This window comes from Ruegeria sp. YKSE079 (assembly GCF_059612845.1).
Map to the genome: position 1 here is coordinate 74,311 of NZ_JBXWRJ010000009.1, position 21,980 is coordinate 96,290.

A 21,980-nucleotide genomic window follows, 5' to 3' on the forward strand; every position below is an offset into this window, starting at 1 on the left:
TGAACTCTGCACCCTGTCCAAGCACAATCGCGCTATGACAAACCGCTTTCCCGATCCCCGCTTCCGATTGCGCGTCGTGTTCAGCCCGGACGAGATGATCGGACCTGGCAAGGCGGAATTGCTGGAACATATCGCGTGCACCGGGTCCATTGCGGCGGCGGGGCGCGAAATGAGTATGAGCTACAAGCGGGCCTGGCAACTGGTTGAGACTATGAATGCGATGTTTGCCGAACCTGTCGTGCTAAGCACGCGCGGTGGGGCCAATCGTGGCGGGGCCGAGCTGACGCAGACGGGGCGTAAGGTCCTGGCTGCCTATCGCGCGCTCGAACACGATGCGCGGCAGGCCGCGCATCCACATATCGAAAAGCTGTGCGAGATGCTGCGCGAACGGGAGGTGGAAAAATAGGGGTTGCCCATGCAGATGAAGCTCCGATATTCCCGAAGAAACATAACGAGTTTTTGACCTATGAACACGACTTTCTCTCGCGTTTGCCGAACCTGGATCGCGGCGCTTGGAATATGCGCTTCGCTGGCCATCCCAGCGCGCGGCGAGGAGGTTCTGGTTTTTGCAGCGGCCAGTCTCAAGTCAGCTTTGGATGACATCGCGGCAGAGTATTCGGCGCAAAGTGGACATACGGTTACCCTCTCTTTTGCAGGGTCCTCGGTTCTGGCGCGCCAGATACAGCTTGGCGCCCCGGCACAGGTCTTTCTTTCGGCCAATGTCGACTGGATGGACTTATTAGAGGTGGAAGGGTTCATCGACCCGGAAACCCGGGTGGATCTGTTGGGCAACAGTCTTGTTCTGATCGGGCCGCCGACCGGCGAATCGCCCGTCGAGATCGGACCGGACTATCCTTTGGGCGATCAGTTGGCGGGCGGCCACCTTGCAATGGCTCTGGTGGACGCGGTGCCCGCAGGTGTCTATGGCAAGGCGGCGCTGCAGTATCTTGGTTTGTGGGACGGCGTCGCAGACCGTATAGCGCAATCCGACAATGTTCGGGCCGCGTTGGCGCTGGTGGCGGTGGGCGCAGCGCCTTTGGGCGTGGTCTATGCGACTGACGCCGCAGCGGACGATCGGGTTCAGGTTCTGGGCCACTTTCCTGCCGCTTCACATTCACAAATCGTCTATCCGGCTGCGGTGACTGCAAAAGGCTCGGACGCTGCCCGAAGGTTCCTTGCTTATCTGCGGCGGGACGAAGCTCGCCGCATCTTTGTCGCGCAGGGGTTCGCCCTGCTGGAGGGATAGGAATATGGGTTGGCTGGGTCCACAGGAATGGACTGCGCTGATACTGTCGCTCAAAGTGTCGCTTTGGGCGACAGCGGTGGCTTTGCCGTTGGGAATATTCGTGGCCTATGCTCTTGCCCGGTGGCGGTTTCCCGGGCGGCACATCGTCAACGGTCTGGTTCACCTGCCGCTGATCCTGCCGCCGGTGGTCACGGGGTATCTGCTGTTGTTGACGTTCGGCACCCAAGGGCCGCTGGGCAGCGCCTTGCAACAGATCGGTATCGTCTTTGCCTTTCGCTGGACCGGGGCGGCGCTGGCGGCGGGGATCATGGCCTTTCCGCTGATGGTGCGCGCCATCCGTCTGTCGATCGAGGCGGTCGACCCCAAGCTGGAACAGGCCGGGGCAACGCTGGGCGCCAACCGGTTTATGGTGTTCGCCACGGTGACGCTGCCGATGATCTTTCCGGGTATCATTGCGGGGGCGATACTGGCCTTTGCCAAGGCGATGGGGGAATTTGGCGCAACCATCACCTTTGTGTCGAACATCCCCGGCCAGACCCAGACGTTGCCATCGGCTGTTTACGCCTTTCTGCAGGTGCCAGGTGGCGAGCCTGCGGCAACGCGGCTTGTGCTGGTTTCCATCGGGATCGCGATGGGCGCCTTGCTGTTGTCGGAATATGTCGGCAGGCGTGCGGCGGCGCGGGTGGCCGGAACATGACGTTGTCGGTGCATATCCGGCACCAGTTACCCGAGATGGAACTGGACGTTTCCTTTGATGCGCCGCCCGGCGTCACGGTTCTGTTCGGGCGGTCGGGGTCGGGCAAGACCACGGTTGTCAACGCGGTGGCCGGGTTGTTGAGGCCCGAGATGGGTCGGGTTGCGGTGGGTGACTGGGTTCTGTTTGACACGCAACAGAAGCGGTGGCTGTCGCCACACCGGCGCAGGCTTGGCTATATATTTCAGGAAGGCCGACTGTTTCCGCATCTCACCGTGCGCCAGAACCTGGCCTACGGTCGCTGGTTTGCCCCGCGCGGAACCCGATTTGAAAGCGAGGACAAGGTGGTCGGGATGCTTGGTGTCGGCCACCTGCTGGATCGCAGGCCAACGGACCTGTCCGGGGGCGAGAAGCAGCGCGTTGCCATCGGGCGTGCCCTGTTGGCCGGCCCCCGGCTGATCCTGGCGGATGAGCCGTTGGCGGCGCTGGACGACGCGCGCAAGGCGGAAATCCTGCCCTATTTCGAACGGCTCAGGGACGAGGTTTCAATCCCGATTCTGTATGTCACCCACTCTGCCGCCGAAGTGGCGCGTCTGGCGACTTCGGTGGTCGCGTTGCAAGACGGGCGTGTCGCCCGGCATGGCCCCGCATCCGAAGTCCTGTCCGACCCGGCGGTCGCGCCTGCGGGTATTCGCGCCGTCGGGGCAATCCTGCAAGCCAATGTCGTGACACATCATGATGACGGGTTGACCGAGCTGCAGGCTGGTGAGAACCGCCTGTTTCTGCCGCGCATCCCGCACAGGATCGGCGAAAGCCTGCGAGTTCGGATTGCGGCGCAAGAGGTGATCCTGGCCAACCACAAGCCAGAGGGATTGTCGGCGCTCAATGTCCTGCCCGGCACGGTCACGGGTATCCGCGCGGGAGAGGGGCCGGGGGCAATCGTTTCGGTCGCGACCGATGCCGGGACAGTGCTTGCCCGTGTCACACGGCGATCCGTGGTGGCCCTTGGGCTAGGAGTGGGGAGCGAATGCCATGCAATCATCAAAACTGTGGCGATTGCCCCGGAAGATGTGGGCGGGCGTATCCTGAAAGGTGCAGATTGAAGTCGCGGTGTCGAGACTTGAAACTTGCGTGTTTCGATGTGGGCGACGCGAAACAATGCGCTATGCTTTTTATGGATCACGGGTATTGAAACTGGAGATACGGATGAAACAGTTGGTTAAGGTGGGCGTTCTGACCGCCCTGATTGTAGCCCCGGGAATGGCGTTGGCATTCCGCGCCTGGAACCGATCCGAGGTCACGCCGATCGGCAATGGCGTGTTCGAAGTCGTCAATTACTTCGGCTCGGCCCCAAGGGATTACTGGTGCGGTGCGGGTGATTACGGCATCCGGGTACTCAGGCTGAAGGGCAACGAGCGCATCTATTTGTGGAATGCGGTCGGGCCGTCGGTGTCGCAGCCGGGCAAGAAAGGCGTTCAGTTCTCGCTGCAGGCCCCGGAGGGCGCGGATACAACGCCGGGCTATTCCCTGACCGTCAAGCGCGTGGGCGACAACCTGTCCGCATCGATGGCGCAGGGATATTGCTACGACAACCTTACCGACGATTTGTGGCTGCGGTAACGCTCAGACCCATTTTGCCAGCGGTGGCAAGCTCATCAGTACAGCATCGGGATCATGGCCGGTTTCCAGCCCGAACTTGGTGCCGCGGTCGTAAACCAGGTTGTATTCCGCATAAAGCCCGCGGTGAATCAGTTGGATGTTCTTGTCTGCGTCGGTGAAACCCTGCACCCTGCGCTTCTCCACCAGAGGCACGAAGGCAGGTAGAAAAGCCCGGCCGATATCCTGTGTCAGGGCGAAATCGGCCTGCCAGTCGTCGGTGCAATAATCATCCATGAAGATACCGCCGACACCCCGCGCGCGCTTGCGGTGCGGGATATAGAAGTACTCGTCCGCCCAGTCCTTGAGGCGTGGATAGTGGCCCACGCCATGCGGGTCGAGGAAGGATTTCTGGGTGCCGTGGAAATGTGCGGTATCTTCGTCATACTCGATGCAGGGGTTCAGGTCGGACCCGCCGCCGAACCACCAGGCATGCGGTGTCCAGAACATGCGGGTGTTCATATGCACCGCCGGAACCTGCGGGTTCTGCATATGCGCGACAAGGCTGACACCCGAGGCCCAGAAGCGCGGATCGTCCTTCATCCCCGGAATGCCCTTGCGTGCGGCCATGGCGCTTTGCGCGCGTTCGCCCAAGGTGCCATACACCGTCGAGACGTTGACACCCACTTTCTCAAACACGCGCCCACCGCGCATGACCGACATCAGCCCGCCGCCGGCATCCGTTCCGTCGTCTGAGTGGCGTTTGGTTTCCGTGACTTCGAAGCGACCCGGGACAGCGTCCGAAAACGGGCCGGAGTCATGATTGTCTTCCAGTTGTTCAAAGGCGGCGACGATTTCGTCGCGCAGTTGACGGAACCAGGCGGAGGCGGTGGATTTTTCTGTATCGAACATCGGTATCAATGAGCCGGGGCCGCAACGGAATCGAGAAGGGTGCGCCCGCCATCAACGGTCAGGATCTGGCCGGTCATGAAGCCGGAGGCTTCCGAGGCCAGAAATTGCGCGGCTTCGGTTAACTCGGTCGGCGCCGCAATGCGGGCCAGAGGGGTATGCCGTTCGATATCCAGACGGAATTCGCGGTTGTCCTTCAAGGTAGTTCGCAGCGACGCACTCATCACCGAGCCGATTGCGATGGCGTTCACGCGGATGCGCTTGGGGGCGAGAGAGACCGCCAGTGAGCGGGTCAGCTGATCGAGGGCGGCGGTAGAAACCGAGTAAGCCAGAAGGTTGGGATGTGTCCTGCGCGCAGCGACCGAAGACAGGTTGATGATCGATCCGGCCGGGCTTTCATTGTCCTTTTCGGTCTGCTTGATCATCCGGTTTGCGACCATCTGGGTGAGCCGCATCGCCGGCATGAGATTCTGATTCAGCAACTCGCGCACCGTGTCATCCTCGGGGTCCAGGGGATCGGACGGCAGAACCTGCCGCGCTCCGTTGACCAGGATGTCCACCTGATCAAAGGCGTCGATGGTCGCCGACAGCAGATTGGCGATGGTCAGTTTCTCGCGCAGATCTCCGGCGAAATACCTGATATTGCTGTCTTCGCCCTGCTCTCCCAATTCGTTGGCCAATCCGGCCTCGTCCATGTCCGCGAACATGACATTTGCCCCGGCCTCGGCAAAGTGTCTGCCTATGGCAAGGCCGATGCCATTTGCGCCCCCGGTGACGATTGCGGTTTTGCCTGCGATGGAAAAGGACATCCGGTTCCTCCTGAGTTGCGGCGCACGTTAACCGGGATCACCGGCGAGGGCGAGAGGCGTGAAGCACTTTGAAACGGTTGTCTCCCGACGCTTCTTCCACGGATGCGAAGGAATCGCCAAGCGTGGCCTCATACGGCAGGTGGCGGTTGGCGACCATCCACAGGTGCCCCGACTTGCCCAGGTTGCGGGCGGCGGACTGAATGAATCCCTTGCCCAGCAACGGGTCGGCGGCCCGGGAGGTGTGAAACGGCGGGTTCATGACGACCGCATCCAGCGGCTCGGCGGATTTCCATGTGACGGCGTCGGCCCAATGAAATCGGGCACGGGCATCCGGCACGTTGTCCCGTGCGCAGCTCAGCGCGAGGTGATCGGCCTCGACCAGATCGAGCTTTTCGATACGCTCGTCCTTAAGAATCTGCGCCGACAGGTACCCCCAACCCGCCCCAAAGTCCGCGACATGGCGACCCAGTTTTGCGGGCAGGGCGGCCAAAAGCAACTCGGACGCGGGATCAATGCCATCGGCGGAAAAGACGCCGGGCGCGGTCAAGAACCCGTCGGCCTGCTGGTGTTCCGGCGCGGCCCAGTCGGAAAATGCGTCTGCATCGGATTTGAACCAGAAAATCTTGCCATGCGCCTTGGAGATCGGCCCCCGAACATCGACCCTCTTGCGAATTTCCTTGTACAGGCCGTCCACGCCATCGGTCTTGCCGCCGTCGATGACAACGGTTCCCGAGGCCCTTGTGCACGCCTGTTGCACCATCGCCCTGGCCTGCGCCTTGGCGCGCGGCAGAAACAGGATCGCATCGGTACAGGGAGTGTCCGAAGCGGGTACTGCATGAAACCCCAGTGCCGCGAAATGATCGTGGAACGGCTTGAACGGCTGCACCACTTCGGCCTGGCCGGGCAGGTCTGACAGATCATGTTCAGGCGTGGGCAACAGGGCTGATACGTTTTCGGACAGGGTCAGTCCGGCGTCGAGGGCAAGTGAAACGCGTGGCGACATTCAGGATTCCAAGTCGTGTGTCAGAGGGATGGATTGCGCTTTCGCAATTGACAGAGGCAGGCGCAGTCACGGCCAGTCAACCGGTTCAATCCTCTTTTTCCATCGTGCATTGAAGCGGGTGCTGGTGGCGTCGGGCGAAATCCATCACTTGCCCGACCTTGGTTTCCGCAATCTCGTGGCTGAACACCCCGACAACGGCCACGCCTTTCTTGTGGACGGTAAGCATGATCTCGAACGCCTGCGCATGGCTCATACCAAAGAAGCGTTCCAGCACATGCACCACGAATTCCATCGGCGTGTAATCGTCATTCAGCAGCAGAACCTTGTAGAGCGGCGGACGCTTGGTTTTTGGGCGCGTCTGCACAAGGATCGAGGTGCTTCCATCCTCGTCCGATTTGTCCGACATCAACAGGGGTTCGATCACCATTACTTTCGAAATTCCGATTCAGCCTTCGATTCAATTGGGAGCTTATATAACCTTAGCGCAGCTTTGGAAAAGAGAAAGCAGGCAAATTGGCATGGGACAAATGCTCACGACTGTCGGGTTCGATGCCGACGACACATTGTGGCACAACGAACGGTTCTTTCAGCTGACCCAGTCGCATTTCGCTGAACTGCTGGCTGATCACGCCGAGAAAGATCACCTGATGGAACGGCTGTTGGCCGCGGAACGACGCAACATCAGGCACTATGGCTACGGAATCAAAGGCTTTACCCTGTCGATGATCGAAACCGCCATCGAGGTGACGCAAGACCGTGTACCTGCCTCGGTGATCCGCCAGTTGATCGAAGCGGGGCAGGAGATGCTGGCGCACCCCATCGAGTTGTTGCCTCATGCGCGCGAGGCAGTCGAGGCCGTTGCGGAAACGCACAAGGTCGTGCTGATCACCAAGGGCGACCTGATTGATCAGGAACGCAAGCTGGCGCAGTCGGGATTGGGGGAGTTGTTCAACTTTGTCGAGATCGTTTCGGAAAAAACGCCTGACATCTATCACGGTATTTTTGCCCGTCATGGCGATGGCGCGGCGCAATCGATGATGGTGGGCAACTCCATGCGGTCGGATGTTCTGCCTGCGATCGAAGCCGGGGGATGGGGGGTATTTGTACCGCACGGGTTGGTGTGGGAGGTGGAACAAGCCGACGCACCCGACGATCACAACCGGTTTCGCGAGATTTCTGATCTGGGCGATTTGGCGGATCTGGTGCGTTCTCTGGACTAGTTGCGCTTGTTGCAAAAGCGCCTCATCTTTCAAATTTTAAGGGGCGATTATCGTCGATAGGTCGAAGATACACCAGATATGGGGCGCTTTTGTAAGTCCCGCCACTATATGCAGGTTGGTGGTTTCAAGGAATTGATCATGCAAATATGGCGCTTTCGGTTTCAATCAACAAAACCCTGTGTTACGCTTGAGGCAATAAAAATGAATTTTGCTGACCGGAAAATCCGGCGGCGCGAGGCAGACAGAGGCAAAGATCGTGCAGGTTCGGCGGACAAGTCCGGCCCGTATGGGGCTATATCTTCTAGCATTTTTGTGGCTGCTATTGATGCTGCCGCTTCACGCGGTGGCGGCGCCTTACGCGGCAATGGTCATTGATGCCCGAACGGGCGAAGTCCTGCATTCCAAAAACGCCGATGCCCGACTGCATCCTGCCTCTCTGACAAAAATGATGACGCTCTACATCGCGTTCGAAGCGGTGCGGAACGGCGAGATTACCCTGGATACCATGGTGACTGTTCCGTCCGAGGCGGCGGCAGAACCGCCGTCGAAGCTTGGATTGCGGACCGGACAGAAGATTGCGTTTCGTTATCTTATCCGCGCGGCTGCGGTGAAATCGGCCAATGACGCCGCGACGGCGATCGGTGTCACGCTCAGCGGGTCCGAGTCCGCTTTTGCCCGCCGCATGACGCGCACCGCCAAGTCGATGGGAATGACGCGTACGACCTTCAAGAACGCACATGGTTTGACCGAGGCAGGGCACCTGTCCAGTGCCCGCGACATGACAACCCTGGGGCGGCACCTGCTGTATGACTATCCACAGTATTACAACCTGTTCTCGCGCCAATCCACGAATGCGGGGATCAAGACCGTCCCCAACACCAACCGGAAACTGCTGGCAGCCTACAAGGGCGCGGACGGGATCAAGACCGGATACACCCGCGCGGCAGGTTTCAATCTTGTGGCTTCGGCCAAACGCGGGGATGAGCGCATCATCGCCACGGTTTTTGGCGGCAATTCCAGCGCCTCGCGCAATGCCAAAGTGGCAGAGCTTCTGGATCTGGGATTCCGCAAGGCGCCTTCGCGCGCGCCGATCCGCAAACCCGCACGTCCGGTCTATGCCGGGAACACCGGTATCAGCGACGGCGTGACCAAGACGATCCGGCTGGTTGGCGCCCCCGAAAAGAGCCTTCGCCCGCTTTCGCGGTCCGGTGCCCAGCCAGTGCTGCTTGTCAGCGCCATCGCTGAAAATGCGGCCGAGAACGGCACTTTGATCCAGGAAAGTATCGAGGCTGCGATTGCCGAAGTCGGATCGACGGCTGCACAAACCGTCGCCGAGGTTACCGATACCCGGCCCGTGGGACGCCCAAAAGAACTGGTGCTGGCATCCGCGTCACCGGTCCCCGAGCCGGAGCCCGAACAAGAAATTGTCACTCGCCTGTCCACGTCCGGCGGCCATCTGTGGGGTATCAATGTCGGGCGCTATCCCAGCCGGTACGAGGCAGAGAAAATCCTGCTGAGAACGGCGTTGGCGGAAATGACCACGCTCGACGGTACCCTGCGCAAAGTCAATCAAGGGTCGCGCGGGTATGATGCCACTTTCCAGGGCATGACACGCGAACAGGCTGATCTGGCCTGCCGTCGCCTCAAAGCCCGCAATGTCACCTGTTTCATGATCGGACCATCCTAAGGTCTGGCGCTCACTCACGGGTACTGGACGGCTGCGCTCTCAACCGCAGCCGCTTTTTATTGGATTGCGCAGCGAAAACGGGCCGCGTTTCTTAACTCCCGATTGTCAGATCAATAACATTGGCCGCCCGAATGACGGGCCTTGCGGCATGCAATAAGCGAATGGTCCCTCAGGACGGGTTTCGATCATCACGATGCGCCAGCACGACGTCAGGTCGCGCATTTCAGTTGCCAAGGCCTCGTTGTCCGTGGGATCGATCATGAGGGTAATGGTATCACCTTCGGCCAGACGTTCGGCATCCGATGGCGACAATTTCACCAAGGCCAGTTTTCTGCGCAGGTGGCGCGCTTGGCAGATCAACACGGTCTTGCCGGGTTGGAATTTCGCGGTTGGCTGGTCGAGCGTGACTTTGACGTTCATTGAGTTCCTCCGGGGTCAGGCGGCCTGTTCGGCTGCACCGGATAGATGGAGCGCGGCCTGGGCCCGCGCTTGTGAACAGACGCCAAAGGGTTGCGCGTTTTGGTCAACCGCCCGACTATCTAACGCTCGAACTTGCTTACTTGGATGCCACCGTCAATCAGACTGGAACGTACAGATTTGGCGATCTGAACCGCTGTCGGCCCGTCGCCGTGCAGGCAGATCGTGTCGATCGAGGCTTCCAGCCGCTTGCCGTTTTCGGTGATGATCGCCCCTTCGCGCACCATGTTCAGAATGCGTGGCCCGGCGATCTCGGGGTCGTGAATGACGGCTCCGGGAAGGGAACGATCCACCAGTGTGCCGTCGTCGTTATAGGCCCGGTCGGCAAAGATTTCGCCTACCCAATTGCAGCCCAGTTCGCGCACGGCTGCTTCCTGCTGGGTTGCCGCCAAAACCATGATGATGATGTCCGGGTTCACATCCAGTGCGCCCTCATAACAGGCGCGCGCCATGTCCTGATCGGCTGAACACATATTGGCCAGCGCCCCGTGCAGTTTCAGGTGTCTGACGCTGGTGCCAACGGCTCTTGCCATACCTTGTGCCGCGCCCAACTGATAGCGAACCAGATTGCGCAGCGAGCTGTGCGGCACCTTCATGTTGCGCCTCCCGAACCCCTGCAGATCGGGAAAGCCGGGATGGGCGCCGATCCCCACATCGTTGTCCGCAGCAAGCCGCATGGTCATTGCCATCACGTCCGGGTCGCCCGCGTGAAACCCGCAGGCGATATTGGCCGAGGTGATGATTTTCAAAAGGCTGTCGTCATCGCCCATTTTCCAAGGGCCAAAGCTTTCTCCCATATCGGCGTTCAGATCGACGCGGTTCATCGGCAGTCTCCTCAGTCGGTCGCGGAAACAACTCCGCTGATCAATTGGTAGGACAGAAGGTCGGCAATGTCATGCGGGTCGCGGACCAGTGGTTCGACCCGTCGGGACAGCCCCGCCAGATCCTTGACAAAAGCGGTTTGAAGGGCCGTCGCCTCGTCCAGTGTCACGAACTGGAACCTGATCTTGCCACCTGCCGGTGTCTGAGCCGCGCGAGGCAGGTCGCAGGGCACGACCGTGGCGATGCGGGGATAACCGCCGGTGGTCTGGCATTCAGGGAGCAGGATGAAAGGGTTTCCCGATCCGGTCATCTGGATATCACCCGGGGTGATGACTTCGGACAGAATGTTGAGCTGCCCCTGCGCCGCGAACCCCTCGCCGTCACTGTCCAGTTGCATACCCATCCTGTTGGCGCGCGGGCCGCGCCGGAATTCGGTCTGTTCGAACCGGGCCAAAGTCTCCGGATCGAAAAGCGCGGTCTGAAAGCTGGGCACGATGCGCAGCGCACCGCCCGAAAACCGCTCGGCGGGCACCAGTTTCATACCCGTGATACCCGCGTCAGGCCCACCGGGCAATGTGTCCCCGGTTTCAACAGCCCTGCCGATTTTGGCAGTCAGATGTGTGGCGCGTGATCCCAGGAACGGTTCAGTTGCGATGCCGCCGCCCAAATGCAGGTAACCATAACCACCCTTGAGTACAGCCCCCAAAGTTAACCGCTGCCCCTTGGCCAGCAGGTGCGAGGCATTCCACATCGCCGGACTGTCGTCGATGCTGGCCTGCATCGGCGCGCCGGTCAGGGCGATGCGGATGTCCTCCAACGCCTCGAACTCTCCGCCCATCCCCGCCATCTCCAGTGCGGCCAGCGCAGCCGGTTGACCCAAAAGTGCGGCCCCTTCGTGCAGGGCCAGCAGGTCCGCGGCGCCCGAGCGCGACAAGCCCTGATCAAGGAACCCCTCGCGCCCCTGATCCTGAACCGTGCAAGCAGGGCCGATACGGCGGACGATCAGGCTCATGCTGGGATCTCCTCTGCCGTTGAGCCGCCTGTACCATCCTCGTTATGCGCGCAGATGTGTTCCAGCTCGTCGCGGGGAATCGATTCAAACACCATCTCGTCGCCGGGATTGAGGGCAAAGCTCTGCTCAATTTCGGGCCGGAAACACCGAAACGCGGTTTGCCCGATATGCCGCCACCCTGTCGGGGTCGGCCCCGAAAACAATACGAACTGCGAAATGGCCAGAACCAGCGCCCCTTCGGGAACCATCGGGGTCAGTTCCTTTAAGCGGGGGATGTTAAACTCGGGCCCCAGCGGGCCAAGATAGGGCTGGCCCGGTGCAAATCCGATGGTCAGGACGCGCACGCGTGTCTGGCTGAGGCGGCGAATGGCCTCTGTAACGGGCAACCCGGCCGCGGCGGCGGCTTCGTCCAGTTGCGGGGCCAGTTCCGTGCCATAAACGGTGGGCACCCGCCACAACTTGCGTCCGGCAGGCAGGGGCGCGGCGTACCAGTCGCGCGAGGCCAGCAGATCGCGCAGACACCGTTCCATCTCGGTATGGGGCAGCCGCGAGAAATCGAACCGAACATAGGTCGAGGCCAGCGAGGTTGAGGTTTCGATCACCCCCTCCCAGCCGGCGTCTTCCACCGCGCCGCGAAAGGCGAGCGCCGCGCGGTTCGACGGCTCGGTCATGGTGTCGGCAAAGGTGACAAGCATGCCGTCCAGTCCGACGTTCCGGATCACGGGGAAAGGATCAGCGTGGGTCATAAAGCCTCCGCAACAGGGTCGGCGTCAAATACATGGGGAATTGATAGCATCCAAGAAAGATCAGCAGCGGATCGGTGGTTTCCGGAGGCAGGGCTACAAAGAACAGGGCAAAGTTCCGGTTTCCCGCGATGATCGCCGTTGGAACCGCATCGGGGCGACCAAGCAGGCGTAGAACGGTAAAGGCCACTATCTGCACACCGAAATTGGCGCCGAAAGCGGCGGCCAGCCAAAAGCCCAATTCGGCGGGGTTCTGTTCGAATGTTGGCCGAACCGCCGACATGAGGCCGATCACGATCACCGCCAGCGTGACAACGGTAATTCCATCCGTCACCTGACGCCCCCGGTCAGTCATCCCGGAAAAACCCCAGTGGCGCAATGCAAAGCCAAATGCAGCCGCCGCCAGAATGACCGCCAACAGACGACCTGCGGCCTGCAGCACCGACGCCAGCGCTCCAAACTGGGGCAGCAGTGTAAAAACCGGAATACAGGTCAGCGGCAGGATGGCAGTACCGAGGATCAACAGACGTAGGGCCGGGGAGGGATCATGGTTGAGCAGGATCGTCAGATTCGCAGACGCGGTGACCGACGGGGCCGCCAGCATCAGGGCAACAGCCAGCGCAAGCGGCGACAACGGCAGGTCGAAAATCGCCAGCACAGCGAGAAAAACCAGCGGCATGACCAATTGCAGAACCAGCGCCGTTGCCGAGGTCCTGGCCATTGCATGCAGGCTTTCCACAGTGTCGCGTGGACCGATGCGAAACGCCGTCAGAAACAAAAGCAGCGCCACCATCTCGGGGATCCACGCCCGCAGGGTGCCTGCAAGGCCCGGCAAGGCGATCCCCGCAACCAGGCCGCAAATCAGGGCCAACTTGCCGTGACGGGCAACGAATGAAAGTGCGGAATGAATCATGGGAGCTGGGACTTGGGGCTTGGAAAAGTCTGGAGTGGGCCAGACGGCCCACTCCATGCTCTCGCAGCAGGTTTATCCGCCACCCGGCGCCTGCCGGATATTTTCAGGCAACCACGTTGCGATCTCGGGGAAGGCGATCAGCACAAAGACCATCAACACCATGATCAGGAACATCGGAAACGCCGCGCGCGCGATGAAGCCCATTTCATGATGCGTCATGCCTTGCAGCACGAACAGGTTGAACCCGATCGGCGGCGTGATCTGCGCCATCTCGACGACAACGACGATGAAAATGCCGAACCAGATCAGATCGATGCCCGCCTGCCTCACCATCGGCTCGACCACAGCCATGGTCAGCACCACCGACGAGATACCGTCAAGGAACATGCCCAGGATGATGTAGAATACCAGCAAGACCATCAGCAACTGGAATTTGCTGAGTTCAAGCTGAGCAATCAGATCCGCCAATCCGCGCGGCAGGCCGGTAAAGCCCATCGACAGCGACAGAAAGGCGGCTCCGGCCAGGATCAGCGCGATCATCGCGCTGGTGCGGGTGGCCCCCATCAGGCTTTCAGTAAATGTCTGCCAGCTGAGCGAGCCCTGGCTGGCAGCCAGGATCAGCCCGCCGATGACGCCGAATGCTGCGGCCTCGGTCGCGGTGGCATAGCCCAGGTACATCGATCCGATCACCACCAGGATCAGGCAGATCACTGGCAGAAGAAATCGCGAATTTGCAAGCCTTTGCCCCAGTGTCAGCGGCGGTTCCTGCGCCGGGTTCCATGTCTTGGACACCCGCGAGGAGATTGCCACATAAGCCATGAACATCGTGGCCAGCACCAGACCGGGCAGGATACCTGCGAAAAACAGTTTCGAAATCGACTCGTTGATGGTCACGCCATAGACGATCAGCGTCAGCGACGGCGGTATCATCAGGCCAAGCGTGGCCGCGCCCGCCAGCGTGCCGATTATCATCGGTTCGGGGTATTGCCGTTTTCGCAGTTCGGGGATCGACATTTTGCCCACCGTTGTCAACGTTGCAGCGGACGACCCCGAAACGGCGGCAAACACGGTACAGCCCACGATATTGGTGTGCACCAAACCGCCGGGCAGCCCGGCCATCCAAGGGGCCAGCCCCTTGAACATATCCTCGGATAGCCGCGTTCGATACAGGATTTCGCCCATCCAGATGAACAGTGGAAGTGCGGTCAGCGTCCACGAGGACGATGCTGTCCAGATCGTGGTCAGCATTACGTCGCCAACCGGGCGGGTGGTGAACAGCTCCATCCCCACCCAGGCCACACCCATCAGCGCAAGGCCGACCCAGACGCCGGTTCCCAGCAGAAGGAAGAGCACAAAGAGAAAGAGAATGATGATCGAGAAATCTTCCATTACCTTACTCCCCAAAGCTCTGATCGACGAGATCGCGTTTGATGCGGTGCTCGCCGCTGATGATCAGGCTGATCAGGTGGTCCGTCAGAGCGATGGCAAAGATTACTGCGCCCAACAGCATGACGGATTGCGGTATCCACAGGGCGGTTCTGTCCTGTCCCTGACTGATATCGTTGAACTTCCACGACCAGTAAACGAATTTGACGCAGTAGCGTACGAAGAACCATGCAATTGCCGTGCCGATTGCAAAACACCATATGTTGACCACGCGTTGCATGGTCGGGCCAACCGCATTCAAAAGGATCGAAACACGGATATGCGCACCGCGGTTCAGCGCGTTGGCAAAGGCCAGGAACGAGGCCGCCGCCATGGCGTAGCCCGCATAATCCGGTGCGCCGGGAAATACCTCGCCCGTCCAGCGGGCAATCATCTGGATCACGATCAGCACAAGGATCGCGATCAGGCAAAGCGCGGCAAGAATACCAGAGCCGAGGTACAGGAAATCTAGGGCGGAGCGAAGCCGCTGGGCCATTGTCATGATGCCCCCCTGTTTTTTGCTGATTGGGAATGGGGCAGGCACCATCGCCCGCCCCGGTCCGGAGTCATTCCGACTTGGACGCCTTGAAGGCTTCGACGATCGCCGCACCGTCGGCACCGGCGGCCTCCAGCCATTCGGCTGTCATGGTTTCACCGATCTGCTGCAGCTCGCCCTTCAGTTGATCGCTGGCCTTGGCCACGGTCATACCGCCGTCGCTGAGACCCTTCAGGGTAAAGTCGGTGTATTGGACTGCGCGCCAGGTACCCGCGTATTCCGCCAGTTCCGCACAGCCCTGGATCACGGCCTTGTTCGCGTCCGAAACGCCCGACCAGGTGTCCGAATTCACCATGACATAGTTGCGCGGCAGCCAGGCATCCACTTCGTAGAAGTAATTCAGGCTTTCCCAGACTTTGCGGTCATAGCCGGTTGCGCCCGAACTGACCATCGAATCCGCAACGCCGGTGGCGAATGCCTGGCTGATTTCGGCCGCCTCGATGGTGACCGGCAACATCCCGGTCAGTTCCGCCAGACGCGCGGTGGCGTTGTTGTATGAGCGGAACTTGACGCCCTTCATGTCAGCGACCGAATTCACTTCGTCCCGGAAGTAAAGGCCCTGCGGCGGCCACGGTACCGAATAGATCAGGGTCAGGTTCTGGTCGGCAAGTACCTTTTCAAGAGTTGGCTTTGCCGCCTTCCACAGTTTTTCAGCGTCGTCAAAGGACGTCGCCAGGAACGGGATCGAGTCGACGCCGAAGATTGCGTCTTCGTTCTGGTGACCCGACAACAAGCGTTCGCCGATCGGCACTTGTCCGGTCTGGATGGCGCGCTTGATCTGTGCGCCGGGGAACAACGAACCCGACGGGTGCGTCACGATCTCGATTTCGCCTTGGGTGCCGGTCGTCACGCATTTGGCGAATTCCGCGCCGGTCACCGAATGAAAGTTCGAGCCGGAATAGGCCATTGGCATGTCCCATTTCTCGGCCATGGCCGGCATCGCCGCAGCCGCAGTCAGGGCAGTTGCCGTCATCAGTTTCGCAAGTGTTTTCATGGTTTTCTCCCTGGTGTGAAGTGTTTGATTGCGTGGTTGTTAATGCCCGGCCTTCGTATAGCGTGCCGGTGAATAGACGCTCAGGTCAACATTTGGCTGTCGCCCCGAGATGAGTTGGGCCAGCAAACGGCCCGTTTTGGGGCCGCCTGTCAGCCCAACATGATGGTGTCCGAACCCGGTGAACGCGCCCTTGATGTGCGGCAACTCTCCGATCACCGGGATTGAATCCGCCGGGGCAGGGCGGTGGCCCAGCCATTCTGTCACCTCGGCGGCTTTCAGGTCTGGAAAGACCGCTTTGGCGCTTTTTCGCAGCAACTCGATGGGACCCTCCGAAGCGCCCGCTTCAAGACCACCGAATTCGACCACACCTGCCAATCGCAAGCGCCCATCCATCGGGGTTGCGACGATTTTCCGGGCTGCCACCATAACGGGGGCCTTCGGCATGATCGACGGTTCCCAGAATTCGATGTGGTATCCGCGCTCCGCCTCCAACGGGATGTTCAGACCCAGTTTCCTGGTCAACGGACCCGACCATGCGCCGGTGGCGATGACCGCTGCATCGCAGGCAATGTTCTGCCCGGCGGCACGTACTGCGATGACATGCCCGTTTTCATGCACGATGTCCTCGGCATCCGCCCTTACCAGCTGTCCGCCTTGTGCCTGAAAATGCCCGGCAAGGTCCTTGACATATCGGCCCGGGTCGGCGATTCGGCCATGATCCTTCAGGCGCACCGCAAAGGTCAGGTCGGAGGCGAATATGGGATCGTAGGCATGGAACTCCTGCGCGTCGAACTCGTCCCAGGTGAAACCGTGTTTGCGCCGCAAGCCCCAACCGAACGCATCTTCCCGGAAATGCGGGCGATCATTGTAGACGAACAGGTAATCCGACGGCTTGATCCATTTCTCGGCCCCCGTTCCCTGTGCAAGTGCCAGATGGTCTTGCAGGCTGTCGCCCACGATCGGAGCCAGAGCCGCCGCCGCCCGTTCAGCACCACTGGTATTGGCGTTGCCCAGGTACTTGAGCAGCCACGGCGCCAGTTTCGGCAAATAGCCCCATCGCAGAAACAGCGGCTGATTAGGGTCGAACAACATGCGCGGCGCCTTGGGCAGCAGGCCGGGAACGGTCACCGGCACGATCGAGCAGGACGCCAAAATGCCGCCATTGCCGAACGAGGTGCCCTCGGCCGGGCCTTTCTTGTCGATCAGGATGACCCTGTGGCCATCCCGCTGCAGCCATATTGCGGTCGAAACCCCGACGATGCCGGCGCCGACGATGGCAATGGTTTTGGGCGTTTCAGTCATGATGCCCTCCACGGGTTCGCTGCTGAACGGACCGATTCGATTGGACATAGAGTGCCACACGGGGAGAAAACGTCAACAAAATGTTGACAAAGTGACGGTGAACAATATTCTGACGCCATGTCAAAATCCATTCTTGGCCCCATTGTATCCTCTGCTCACTTGGCCGAAGGGAGCTTTCCGGAAGTATCCGAGTTTGAATTCGGGCTGATCATCGCCGGGCACGCCTTTGCCCGCTGGACCGTGCGCGCCATGGCCGCCGCCGGTTATTCCGGCCTGTCCTCGCTGGACGTGCTGGTGCTGCACACGGTCCGCCATCGGGACCGCCCCAAAAAGCTGGCCGATATCTGTCATGTACTGAACGTCGAAGACACGCATACGGTCAATTACGCGATCAAGAAACTCAGCGCGGCAGGGTTGGTCAAACAGGGCCGTCAGGGAAAGGAAAAGACTGTCGAAGCCACGCCAGAAGGCGCCGCTGCCTGCACGCGATATGGCGAGATACGCGAGGCGCTCTTGCTGGAAGCGATGCAGGAAATCGGTGTCGAAGCCGAACAGCTTAGCCGGGTGTCCGCGCTGATGCGCCTGATGTCCGGGCAATACGACCAGGCCGCGCGTGGCGCCAGCGTGTTCTGAACACCGCGCGTTCATGTCGATTTCCGAACGCTGTAGTGATCAAGCTTGTCCAGATCGGGTCGCCCTCCCAACCCCGGACCGTCCGGGACGACAACCTGGCCATCCTTGACGGCAAATGGCGTCTCCAGAATGTCCTCTTTCAGGAAATACAAAGCCTGATAGAACTCGCAGCCCAGCGTTATCTCGGGCGTCGCGGCGATCATGTGGGTTCCGGCCAGATGCGCCAGCCCGGCCTCGAACATATCACCGCCATAGGCCGTCAACCCGTGTGCCGCTGCCATCCGCGCAACCGTCTGAGCGCGGGACAAACCGCCTGATTTCATGATCTTGACCGACACGCCGTCGCAAATGCCCTCGCGCGCGGCGCGCGCCATGTCTTCCGGCCCGAACACGCTTTCATCCGCCAAAAGGGGAACATTGGTCAAGCCTCGCAGCTGCGCCATCATGTCGAAATGGTGGTACCTGACAGGCTGTTCGATGAAATCCGGGGTAAAGCGGGCCACATCCAGCACGCGCGGCACCGCTTCTTCGATCTCAAGCCCCTGATTGTAGTCGACCCGCACACGGAACTCGGGAAAGTCCTGAGCGATCCGTTCAAGCCGCATGATGTCAAAGGCATGGTCCTTGAACCCGGTCTTGAGCTTGATAAGCCCGACCTTGTCGGTACGCAGGCGCTCCATCAACTCGATATCCGCCCCAAAATCCGGATTGGCGATAGAACAGCTTAGCGGAATCGTGTCGCGACACTTGCCCCCAAGCAGGGACCAGACCGGCTGACCGCTGATCTGCCCGGCCAGATCCAGCAACGCGGTTTCCAGCGCTGCCTTGGCCTCGGTGCAATGGGCCACCGCGCGGGCGGCTTGGGCCACTATTGCTGCCCTGTCACCAACACTCCGGCCAACCACCAGTGGGCGAAGGTACCGGTCCAGCGCGGCATAGCTTGCCTCGGGGGTTCCGGTGAAAACCGACCAGGGTGAGGCCTCGCCAAACCCTTGAGCACCACCCTCGGCGGTCAGGCGCAAAACGACGATTTCACAGGTTCCCTCGACCCGTCCGATGCCATGATCCCTTGCGGAAACGACGGGCAATTTCAGGTGCCACAGATCAAATCCGGTGATGGTTTGCAAAAGATCCACGCTGTCCTCCCCCAAGGTCAAGAACAGTGTGCGGCGTCATTTTCATCATTTCAAATACTAATATTTTTGCAATGCATCAGCAAAAATGATGTATAGTGTTATATGGCCTCCTTCTTTCGCCACTATCAGGCTTTTCACGCCATTATCGAAACCGGGACCGTGACACGCGCGGCCGAGCAGCTTGGCGTCTCGCAGCCGGCCATTTCCAACCTTCTGGGGCAACTGGAGCGCCACTCCAAGCTCAAGCTCTTCGAGCGCAGCAGGGGCCGCTTGCTGCCGACGCCCGAAGCGATGGTGCTGTACGAAGAAATCGATACCGTGGTCCGGGGCCTTGACCATGTGAATCAAGCGGTGGTGGACTTGCAGAACCAAAAGGCCGGCCAGTTGCAGGTGGCGACCAGCCACGCCATGGCCTTTGGGTTCATGCCAGGAGAAATCGCGCGGTTTGCCGAGGACAAGCCGAACCTGACCATCGCGTTTCAGTCTCAGTACTCATCGAAGATACAGGAATGGGTCGCCGCGGGCCTGTTCGAGATAGGGATCTGCGAACCCCCTTTGCGTCAGGACGGCCTGGACTATACGCCCTTCTTCTTCGAGATCCTTTGCGCGGTTCCGCAAAATAGCCCACTGGTCGAACATAAAGTGCTGACCCCGAGGCTGCTGGATGATATCCCGTTTATCGTGATGGGTGCGGATCACATGGTCACCCGGCGTGCGCGCGAGGCGTTCCATACCGACGGGGCCAACATGAAAACGAGATGCCACACTGATCTGTTCCGAAACGCGTTGAATCTGGTCAAGCAGGGGCTGGGAGTGACCTTTGTCGATCCCTTCACCCTGTCCAGTGACGACCGCGAAGGATATGTGCTGCGCCGTTTTGTGCCGCAGATCGTGCTGGACGTGGTCATCGTCACCGCGCGCGGGCGCCCGATTTCGGCGATCGGGGAACAATTCCTGTCGCAGGTCTCGGCCAGTATGAGTCGCCTTGCAATATCTCCTGCCGTCGCCAGGTTGTGACAGTTCATCGGCGATCTGATACGCGACTTATCCTGAGAGCACTGGACGTTCTGGCGATCTTGCCAGAGAAAGCATGTGCGCCAGGCAAGAGTCGCGCCTTGCCCGACATTACCCGCCAGCCTGCCGCCGATCACATGATCGGCCAAGACACAGAGGGAAGACAGACAGATGACCAAACACAGCCATTCCACTCACGATGCCCAGGCAGACGATCGCAACGAGAACATTCTGATCTACGTCGACGGCAAACTGGTGCCCAAGCGCGAAGCAGTGGTTTCGGTCTATGACAGCGGCTTCATGCTGGGCGACGGCATGTGGGAAGGGTTGCGCCTGTATGACGGCGAATGGGCCTTTTTCGACGATCACATGGACCGGCTGTTCAATTCGCTGAAATCGGTCTCGATAGACATCGGCATGGGGGCTGAAGACATCCGAAAGATTCTTGATGATACCGCCACGGCCAATGGCATGACAGGCGACGCCCATTGCCGCCTGATGATCACGCGCGGGCGCAAGGCCAAACCGTTCCAGCATCCGGGTCTGTCGAAATGGGGGCCGACCATCGTGGCCATCGTCGAGCATTCCACGCCCGCCGATAGCCTGCAATCGCGCGGTATCAGGCTGGCAACGGTCCCGCAGGTGCGCGGCTTGCCGATGAGTCAGGACGCCAAATACAACAGCCACTCCAAGCTGAACTGCGTGATCGCCTGCCTGCAGGCCGAGCAGGCCGGCGCGGATGAGGCGCTGATGCTGGACCCGCACGGGTTCGTCAACACCACCAACGCCTGCAATTTCTTCATCGTGCGCCGCGGCGAGGTTTGGACTTCGACGGGCGATTACTGCATGAACGGGGTCACCAGGCAAAAGGTGATCGACCTGTGCCGCGCCAACGGCATTCCGGTGCAGGAAAAGAACTATTCACTTTACGAGGCCTATGGCGCGGACGAGGCGTTTCTGACCGGCACCTTCGGGGCGCAGACGCCAGTGGCGGAAATCGACGGCAAACCGATCGGCGACCATACGGGCGCAGGCCCCATGACCTTGCGCCTTCGCCAACTCTACAAGGATCTGGTTGCGCAAAACGTGGTCGAGCAGAAGGCATCGAAAACGAAATAAGGGGCAGTGATGGCGGATTGGCCCGGATTACACGCCGGAACGTGGTTGAAATACGCGACGCGCCCGACGGGTAGAATATTCGTGGGAGCAGGCGGGGTCGACCCTGCGTGGCCGAACTCCGAAACTCCGTAACTGTCCTGCCAGATGCGATGTTTGATGCCGGATCTCGGTTCAGCAAGAAACAGTCCCATTTCATATCGGCGGCAGTAAAAGAAAATACTGCCGACAAACTGAATCTCGCCGGTCCGAGCGGCGCACATCGGGTGCTGGCGAGCCGACACCGTATCAGACAGACGACAAATCCGTGCACGAAATTGCCGCTCGCCTCCGCCTTTCCGTGCTATTTCAAAGGGTTCGAGTGGTTCCGTAAAAAATTCCCAAAGCTGCCGAATTGGCCTTGAATTTCCGTTGCTTGCGCGGATATACCCGTCGGCGGAGACGTGGCCGAGTGGTCGAAGGCGCTCCCCTGCTAAGGGAGTAGACGGGAAACCGTCTCGAGGGTTCGAATCCCTTCGTCTCCGCCATTTCACGGCTAACCTGCTGATATAAAACGATACTGGTTTTCGGGAAGGTCGAAATCCGCGCCCTGGTACAGTCAACTGGTACAGTGAGGGCACCGAATGTGCTCAAGCTCAGCATGGACACAGGCACATCGCTTGTCGACTTGGCC

Annotated in this window: 24 protein-coding genes and 1 tRNA gene; 11 read left to right on the forward strand and 14 right to left on the reverse strand. The window is 60.1% G+C overall.

The features are described 5' to 3' along the window. The first annotated feature begins 34 nt into the window (after window positions 1-34). The 5 genes from AC2FMY_RS10130 to AC2FMY_RS10150 all read left to right on the forward strand — a co-directional run bounded on the left by AC2FMY_RS10130 (window position 35) and on the right by AC2FMY_RS10150 (window position 3,560). Window positions 35-406, forward strand: a complete 372-nt coding sequence (locus AC2FMY_RS10130) for a winged helix-turn-helix domain-containing protein (protein ID WP_480749393.1) — start codon at window positions 35-37, stop codon at window positions 404-406. 60 nt (window positions 407-466) lie between these two features. Then, window positions 467-1,246 carry a molybdate ABC transporter substrate-binding protein gene (gene modA / locus AC2FMY_RS10135; protein WP_496807339.1) on the forward strand — a complete coding sequence of 260 codons (780 nt, stop codon included), beginning with the start codon at window positions 467-469 and terminating at the stop codon, window positions 1,244-1,246. A gap of 4 nt (window positions 1,247-1,250) precedes the next feature. Continuing rightward, window positions 1,251-1,943 (forward strand): molybdate ABC transporter permease subunit, encoded by a 693-nt coding sequence (gene modB / locus AC2FMY_RS10140; RefSeq protein ID WP_480749391.1) that lies wholly within the window; start codon window positions 1,251-1,253, stop codon window positions 1,941-1,943. Continuing rightward, window positions 1,940-3,043 (forward strand): molybdenum ABC transporter ATP-binding protein, encoded by a 1,104-nt coding sequence (gene modC / locus AC2FMY_RS10145; protein ID WP_496807340.1) that lies wholly within the window; start codon window positions 1,940-1,942, stop codon window positions 3,041-3,043. Before modB ends, modC begins: the two co-directional genes overlap by 4 nt. Before the next feature lie 103 nt (window positions 3,044-3,146). Continuing rightward, window positions 3,147-3,560 (forward strand): hypothetical protein, encoded by a 414-nt coding sequence (locus AC2FMY_RS10150; RefSeq protein ID WP_480749389.1) that lies wholly within the window; start codon window positions 3,147-3,149, stop codon window positions 3,558-3,560. Window positions 3,561-3,563: 3 nt separating this feature from the next. Here the strand turns inward: AC2FMY_RS10150 and hemF are convergent, their stop codons facing one another. The 4 genes from hemF to clpS form a co-directional block, all read right to left on the reverse strand. Beyond that, the gene (hemF, locus tag AC2FMY_RS10155) at window positions 3,564-4,448 is read right to left on the reverse strand and encodes an oxygen-dependent coproporphyrinogen oxidase (RefSeq protein ID WP_496748421.1); all 885 of its coding nucleotides are present in this window, start codon (window positions 4,446-4,448) and stop codon (window positions 3,564-3,566) included. A gap of 5 nt (window positions 4,449-4,453) precedes the next feature. Further along, window positions 4,454-5,254: an SDR family NAD(P)-dependent oxidoreductase gene (locus tag AC2FMY_RS10160; RefSeq protein ID WP_496807341.1), complete on the reverse strand. Its 801-nt coding sequence runs from the start codon at window positions 5,252-5,254 to the stop codon at window positions 4,454-4,456. Between the two features lie 37 nt (window positions 5,255-5,291). After that, complete coding sequence (locus AC2FMY_RS10165) at window positions 5,292-6,257, reverse strand: class I SAM-dependent methyltransferase (protein WP_496807342.1); 966 nt, start codon at window positions 6,255-6,257, stop codon at window positions 5,292-5,294. A gap of 85 nt (window positions 6,258-6,342) precedes the next feature. After that, window positions 6,343-6,684 carry an ATP-dependent Clp protease adapter ClpS gene (gene clpS / locus AC2FMY_RS10170; protein WP_480749385.1) on the reverse strand — a complete coding sequence of 114 codons (342 nt, stop codon included), beginning with the start codon at window positions 6,682-6,684 and terminating at the stop codon, window positions 6,343-6,345. Window positions 6,685-6,775: 91 nt separating this feature from the next. Between clpS and AC2FMY_RS10175 the strand changes: the two genes are divergently transcribed. Next, window positions 6,776-7,477, forward strand: coding sequence for an HAD family hydrolase (locus AC2FMY_RS10175; RefSeq protein ID WP_480749384.1), 702 nt, complete (start codon window positions 6,776-6,778; stop codon window positions 7,475-7,477). A gap of 286 nt (window positions 7,478-7,763) precedes the next feature. Next, window positions 7,764-9,164, forward strand: a complete 1,401-nt coding sequence (locus tag AC2FMY_RS10180; RefSeq protein WP_496807343.1) for a D-alanyl-D-alanine carboxypeptidase family protein — start codon at window positions 7,764-7,766, stop codon at window positions 9,162-9,164. A gap of 105 nt (window positions 9,165-9,269) precedes the next feature. On the opposite strand, the gene AC2FMY_RS10185 is transcribed toward AC2FMY_RS10180, so the two are convergent. From AC2FMY_RS10185 to AC2FMY_RS10225, 9 genes are all read right to left on the reverse strand, one after another. Continuing rightward, window positions 9,270-9,584 carry a hypothetical protein gene (locus tag AC2FMY_RS10185; protein WP_496807344.1) on the reverse strand — a complete coding sequence of 105 codons (315 nt, stop codon included), beginning with the start codon at window positions 9,582-9,584 and terminating at the stop codon, window positions 9,270-9,272. 119 nt (window positions 9,585-9,703) lie between these two features. Continuing rightward, window positions 9,704-10,465: a LamB/YcsF family protein gene (locus AC2FMY_RS10190; RefSeq protein ID WP_496807345.1), complete on the reverse strand. Its 762-nt coding sequence runs from the start codon at window positions 10,463-10,465 to the stop codon at window positions 9,704-9,706. Window positions 10,466-10,476: 11 nt separating this feature from the next. Further along, on the reverse strand, window positions 10,477-11,475 hold the full coding sequence (locus tag AC2FMY_RS10195; RefSeq protein WP_496807346.1) for a 5-oxoprolinase subunit C family protein: 999 nt from the start codon (window positions 11,473-11,475) through the stop codon (window positions 10,477-10,479). Beyond that, window positions 11,472-12,221, reverse strand: a complete 750-nt coding sequence (locus tag AC2FMY_RS10200; RefSeq protein WP_496807347.1) for a 5-oxoprolinase subunit B family protein — start codon at window positions 12,219-12,221, stop codon at window positions 11,472-11,474. The genes AC2FMY_RS10195 and AC2FMY_RS10200 overlap by 4 nt, the downstream gene beginning before the upstream one ends. Continuing rightward, a complete protein-coding gene (locus AC2FMY_RS10205) occupies window positions 12,208-13,131 on the reverse strand; it encodes a hypothetical protein (protein WP_496807348.1) in 924 nt (307 codons plus the stop codon). Before AC2FMY_RS10205 ends, AC2FMY_RS10200 begins: the two co-directional genes overlap by 14 nt. Window positions 13,132-13,203: 72 nt before the next feature. After that, window positions 13,204-14,520: a TRAP transporter large permease gene (locus AC2FMY_RS10210; protein WP_480749378.1), complete on the reverse strand. Its 1,317-nt coding sequence runs from the start codon at window positions 14,518-14,520 to the stop codon at window positions 13,204-13,206. A gap of 4 nt (window positions 14,521-14,524) precedes the next feature. Continuing rightward, window positions 14,525-15,058 carry a TRAP transporter small permease gene (locus tag AC2FMY_RS10215; protein WP_480749377.1) on the reverse strand — a complete coding sequence of 178 codons (534 nt, stop codon included), beginning with the start codon at window positions 15,056-15,058 and terminating at the stop codon, window positions 14,525-14,527. Window positions 15,059-15,122: 64 nt separating this feature from the next. After that, a complete protein-coding gene (locus AC2FMY_RS10220; protein WP_496748294.1) occupies window positions 15,123-16,106 on the reverse strand; it encodes a TRAP transporter substrate-binding protein in 984 nt (327 codons plus the stop codon). Between the two features lie 39 nt (window positions 16,107-16,145). Continuing rightward, entirely contained in the window at window positions 16,146-17,408 is a 1,263-nt protein-coding gene (locus AC2FMY_RS10225; protein WP_480749375.1) for an NAD(P)/FAD-dependent oxidoreductase, read from the reverse strand. Window positions 17,409-17,525: 117 nt separating this feature from the next. Here AC2FMY_RS10225 and AC2FMY_RS10230 point away from each other — a divergent pair, with 117 nt between their 5' ends. Beyond that, on the forward strand, window positions 17,526-18,041 hold the full coding sequence (locus tag AC2FMY_RS10230) for a winged helix DNA-binding protein (protein ID WP_480749374.1): 516 nt from the start codon (window positions 17,526-17,528) through the stop codon (window positions 18,039-18,041). Window positions 18,042-18,052: 11 nt separating this feature from the next. Here AC2FMY_RS10230 and AC2FMY_RS10235 read toward each other — a convergent pair whose 3' ends face one another. Beyond that, window positions 18,053-19,177: an enolase C-terminal domain-like protein gene (locus AC2FMY_RS10235; RefSeq protein WP_496807349.1), complete on the reverse strand. Its 1,125-nt coding sequence runs from the start codon at window positions 19,175-19,177 to the stop codon at window positions 18,053-18,055. Between the two features lie 102 nt (window positions 19,178-19,279). Here AC2FMY_RS10235 and AC2FMY_RS10240 point away from each other — a divergent pair, with 102 nt between their 5' ends. From AC2FMY_RS10240 to AC2FMY_RS10250, 3 genes are all read left to right on the forward strand, one after another. After that, window positions 19,280-20,194, forward strand: coding sequence for a LysR family transcriptional regulator (locus AC2FMY_RS10240; RefSeq protein ID WP_480749372.1), 915 nt, complete (start codon window positions 19,280-19,282; stop codon window positions 20,192-20,194). A 168-nt stretch (window positions 20,195-20,362) separates the two neighbouring features. After that, on the forward strand, window positions 20,363-21,310 hold the full coding sequence (locus AC2FMY_RS10245) for an aminotransferase class IV (protein WP_480749371.1): 948 nt from the start codon (window positions 20,363-20,365) through the stop codon (window positions 21,308-21,310). 434 nt (window positions 21,311-21,744) lie between these two features. Beyond that, window positions 21,745-21,834 (forward strand) — tRNA-Ser (locus AC2FMY_RS10250). Window positions 21,835-21,980 lie beyond the last annotated feature (146 nt).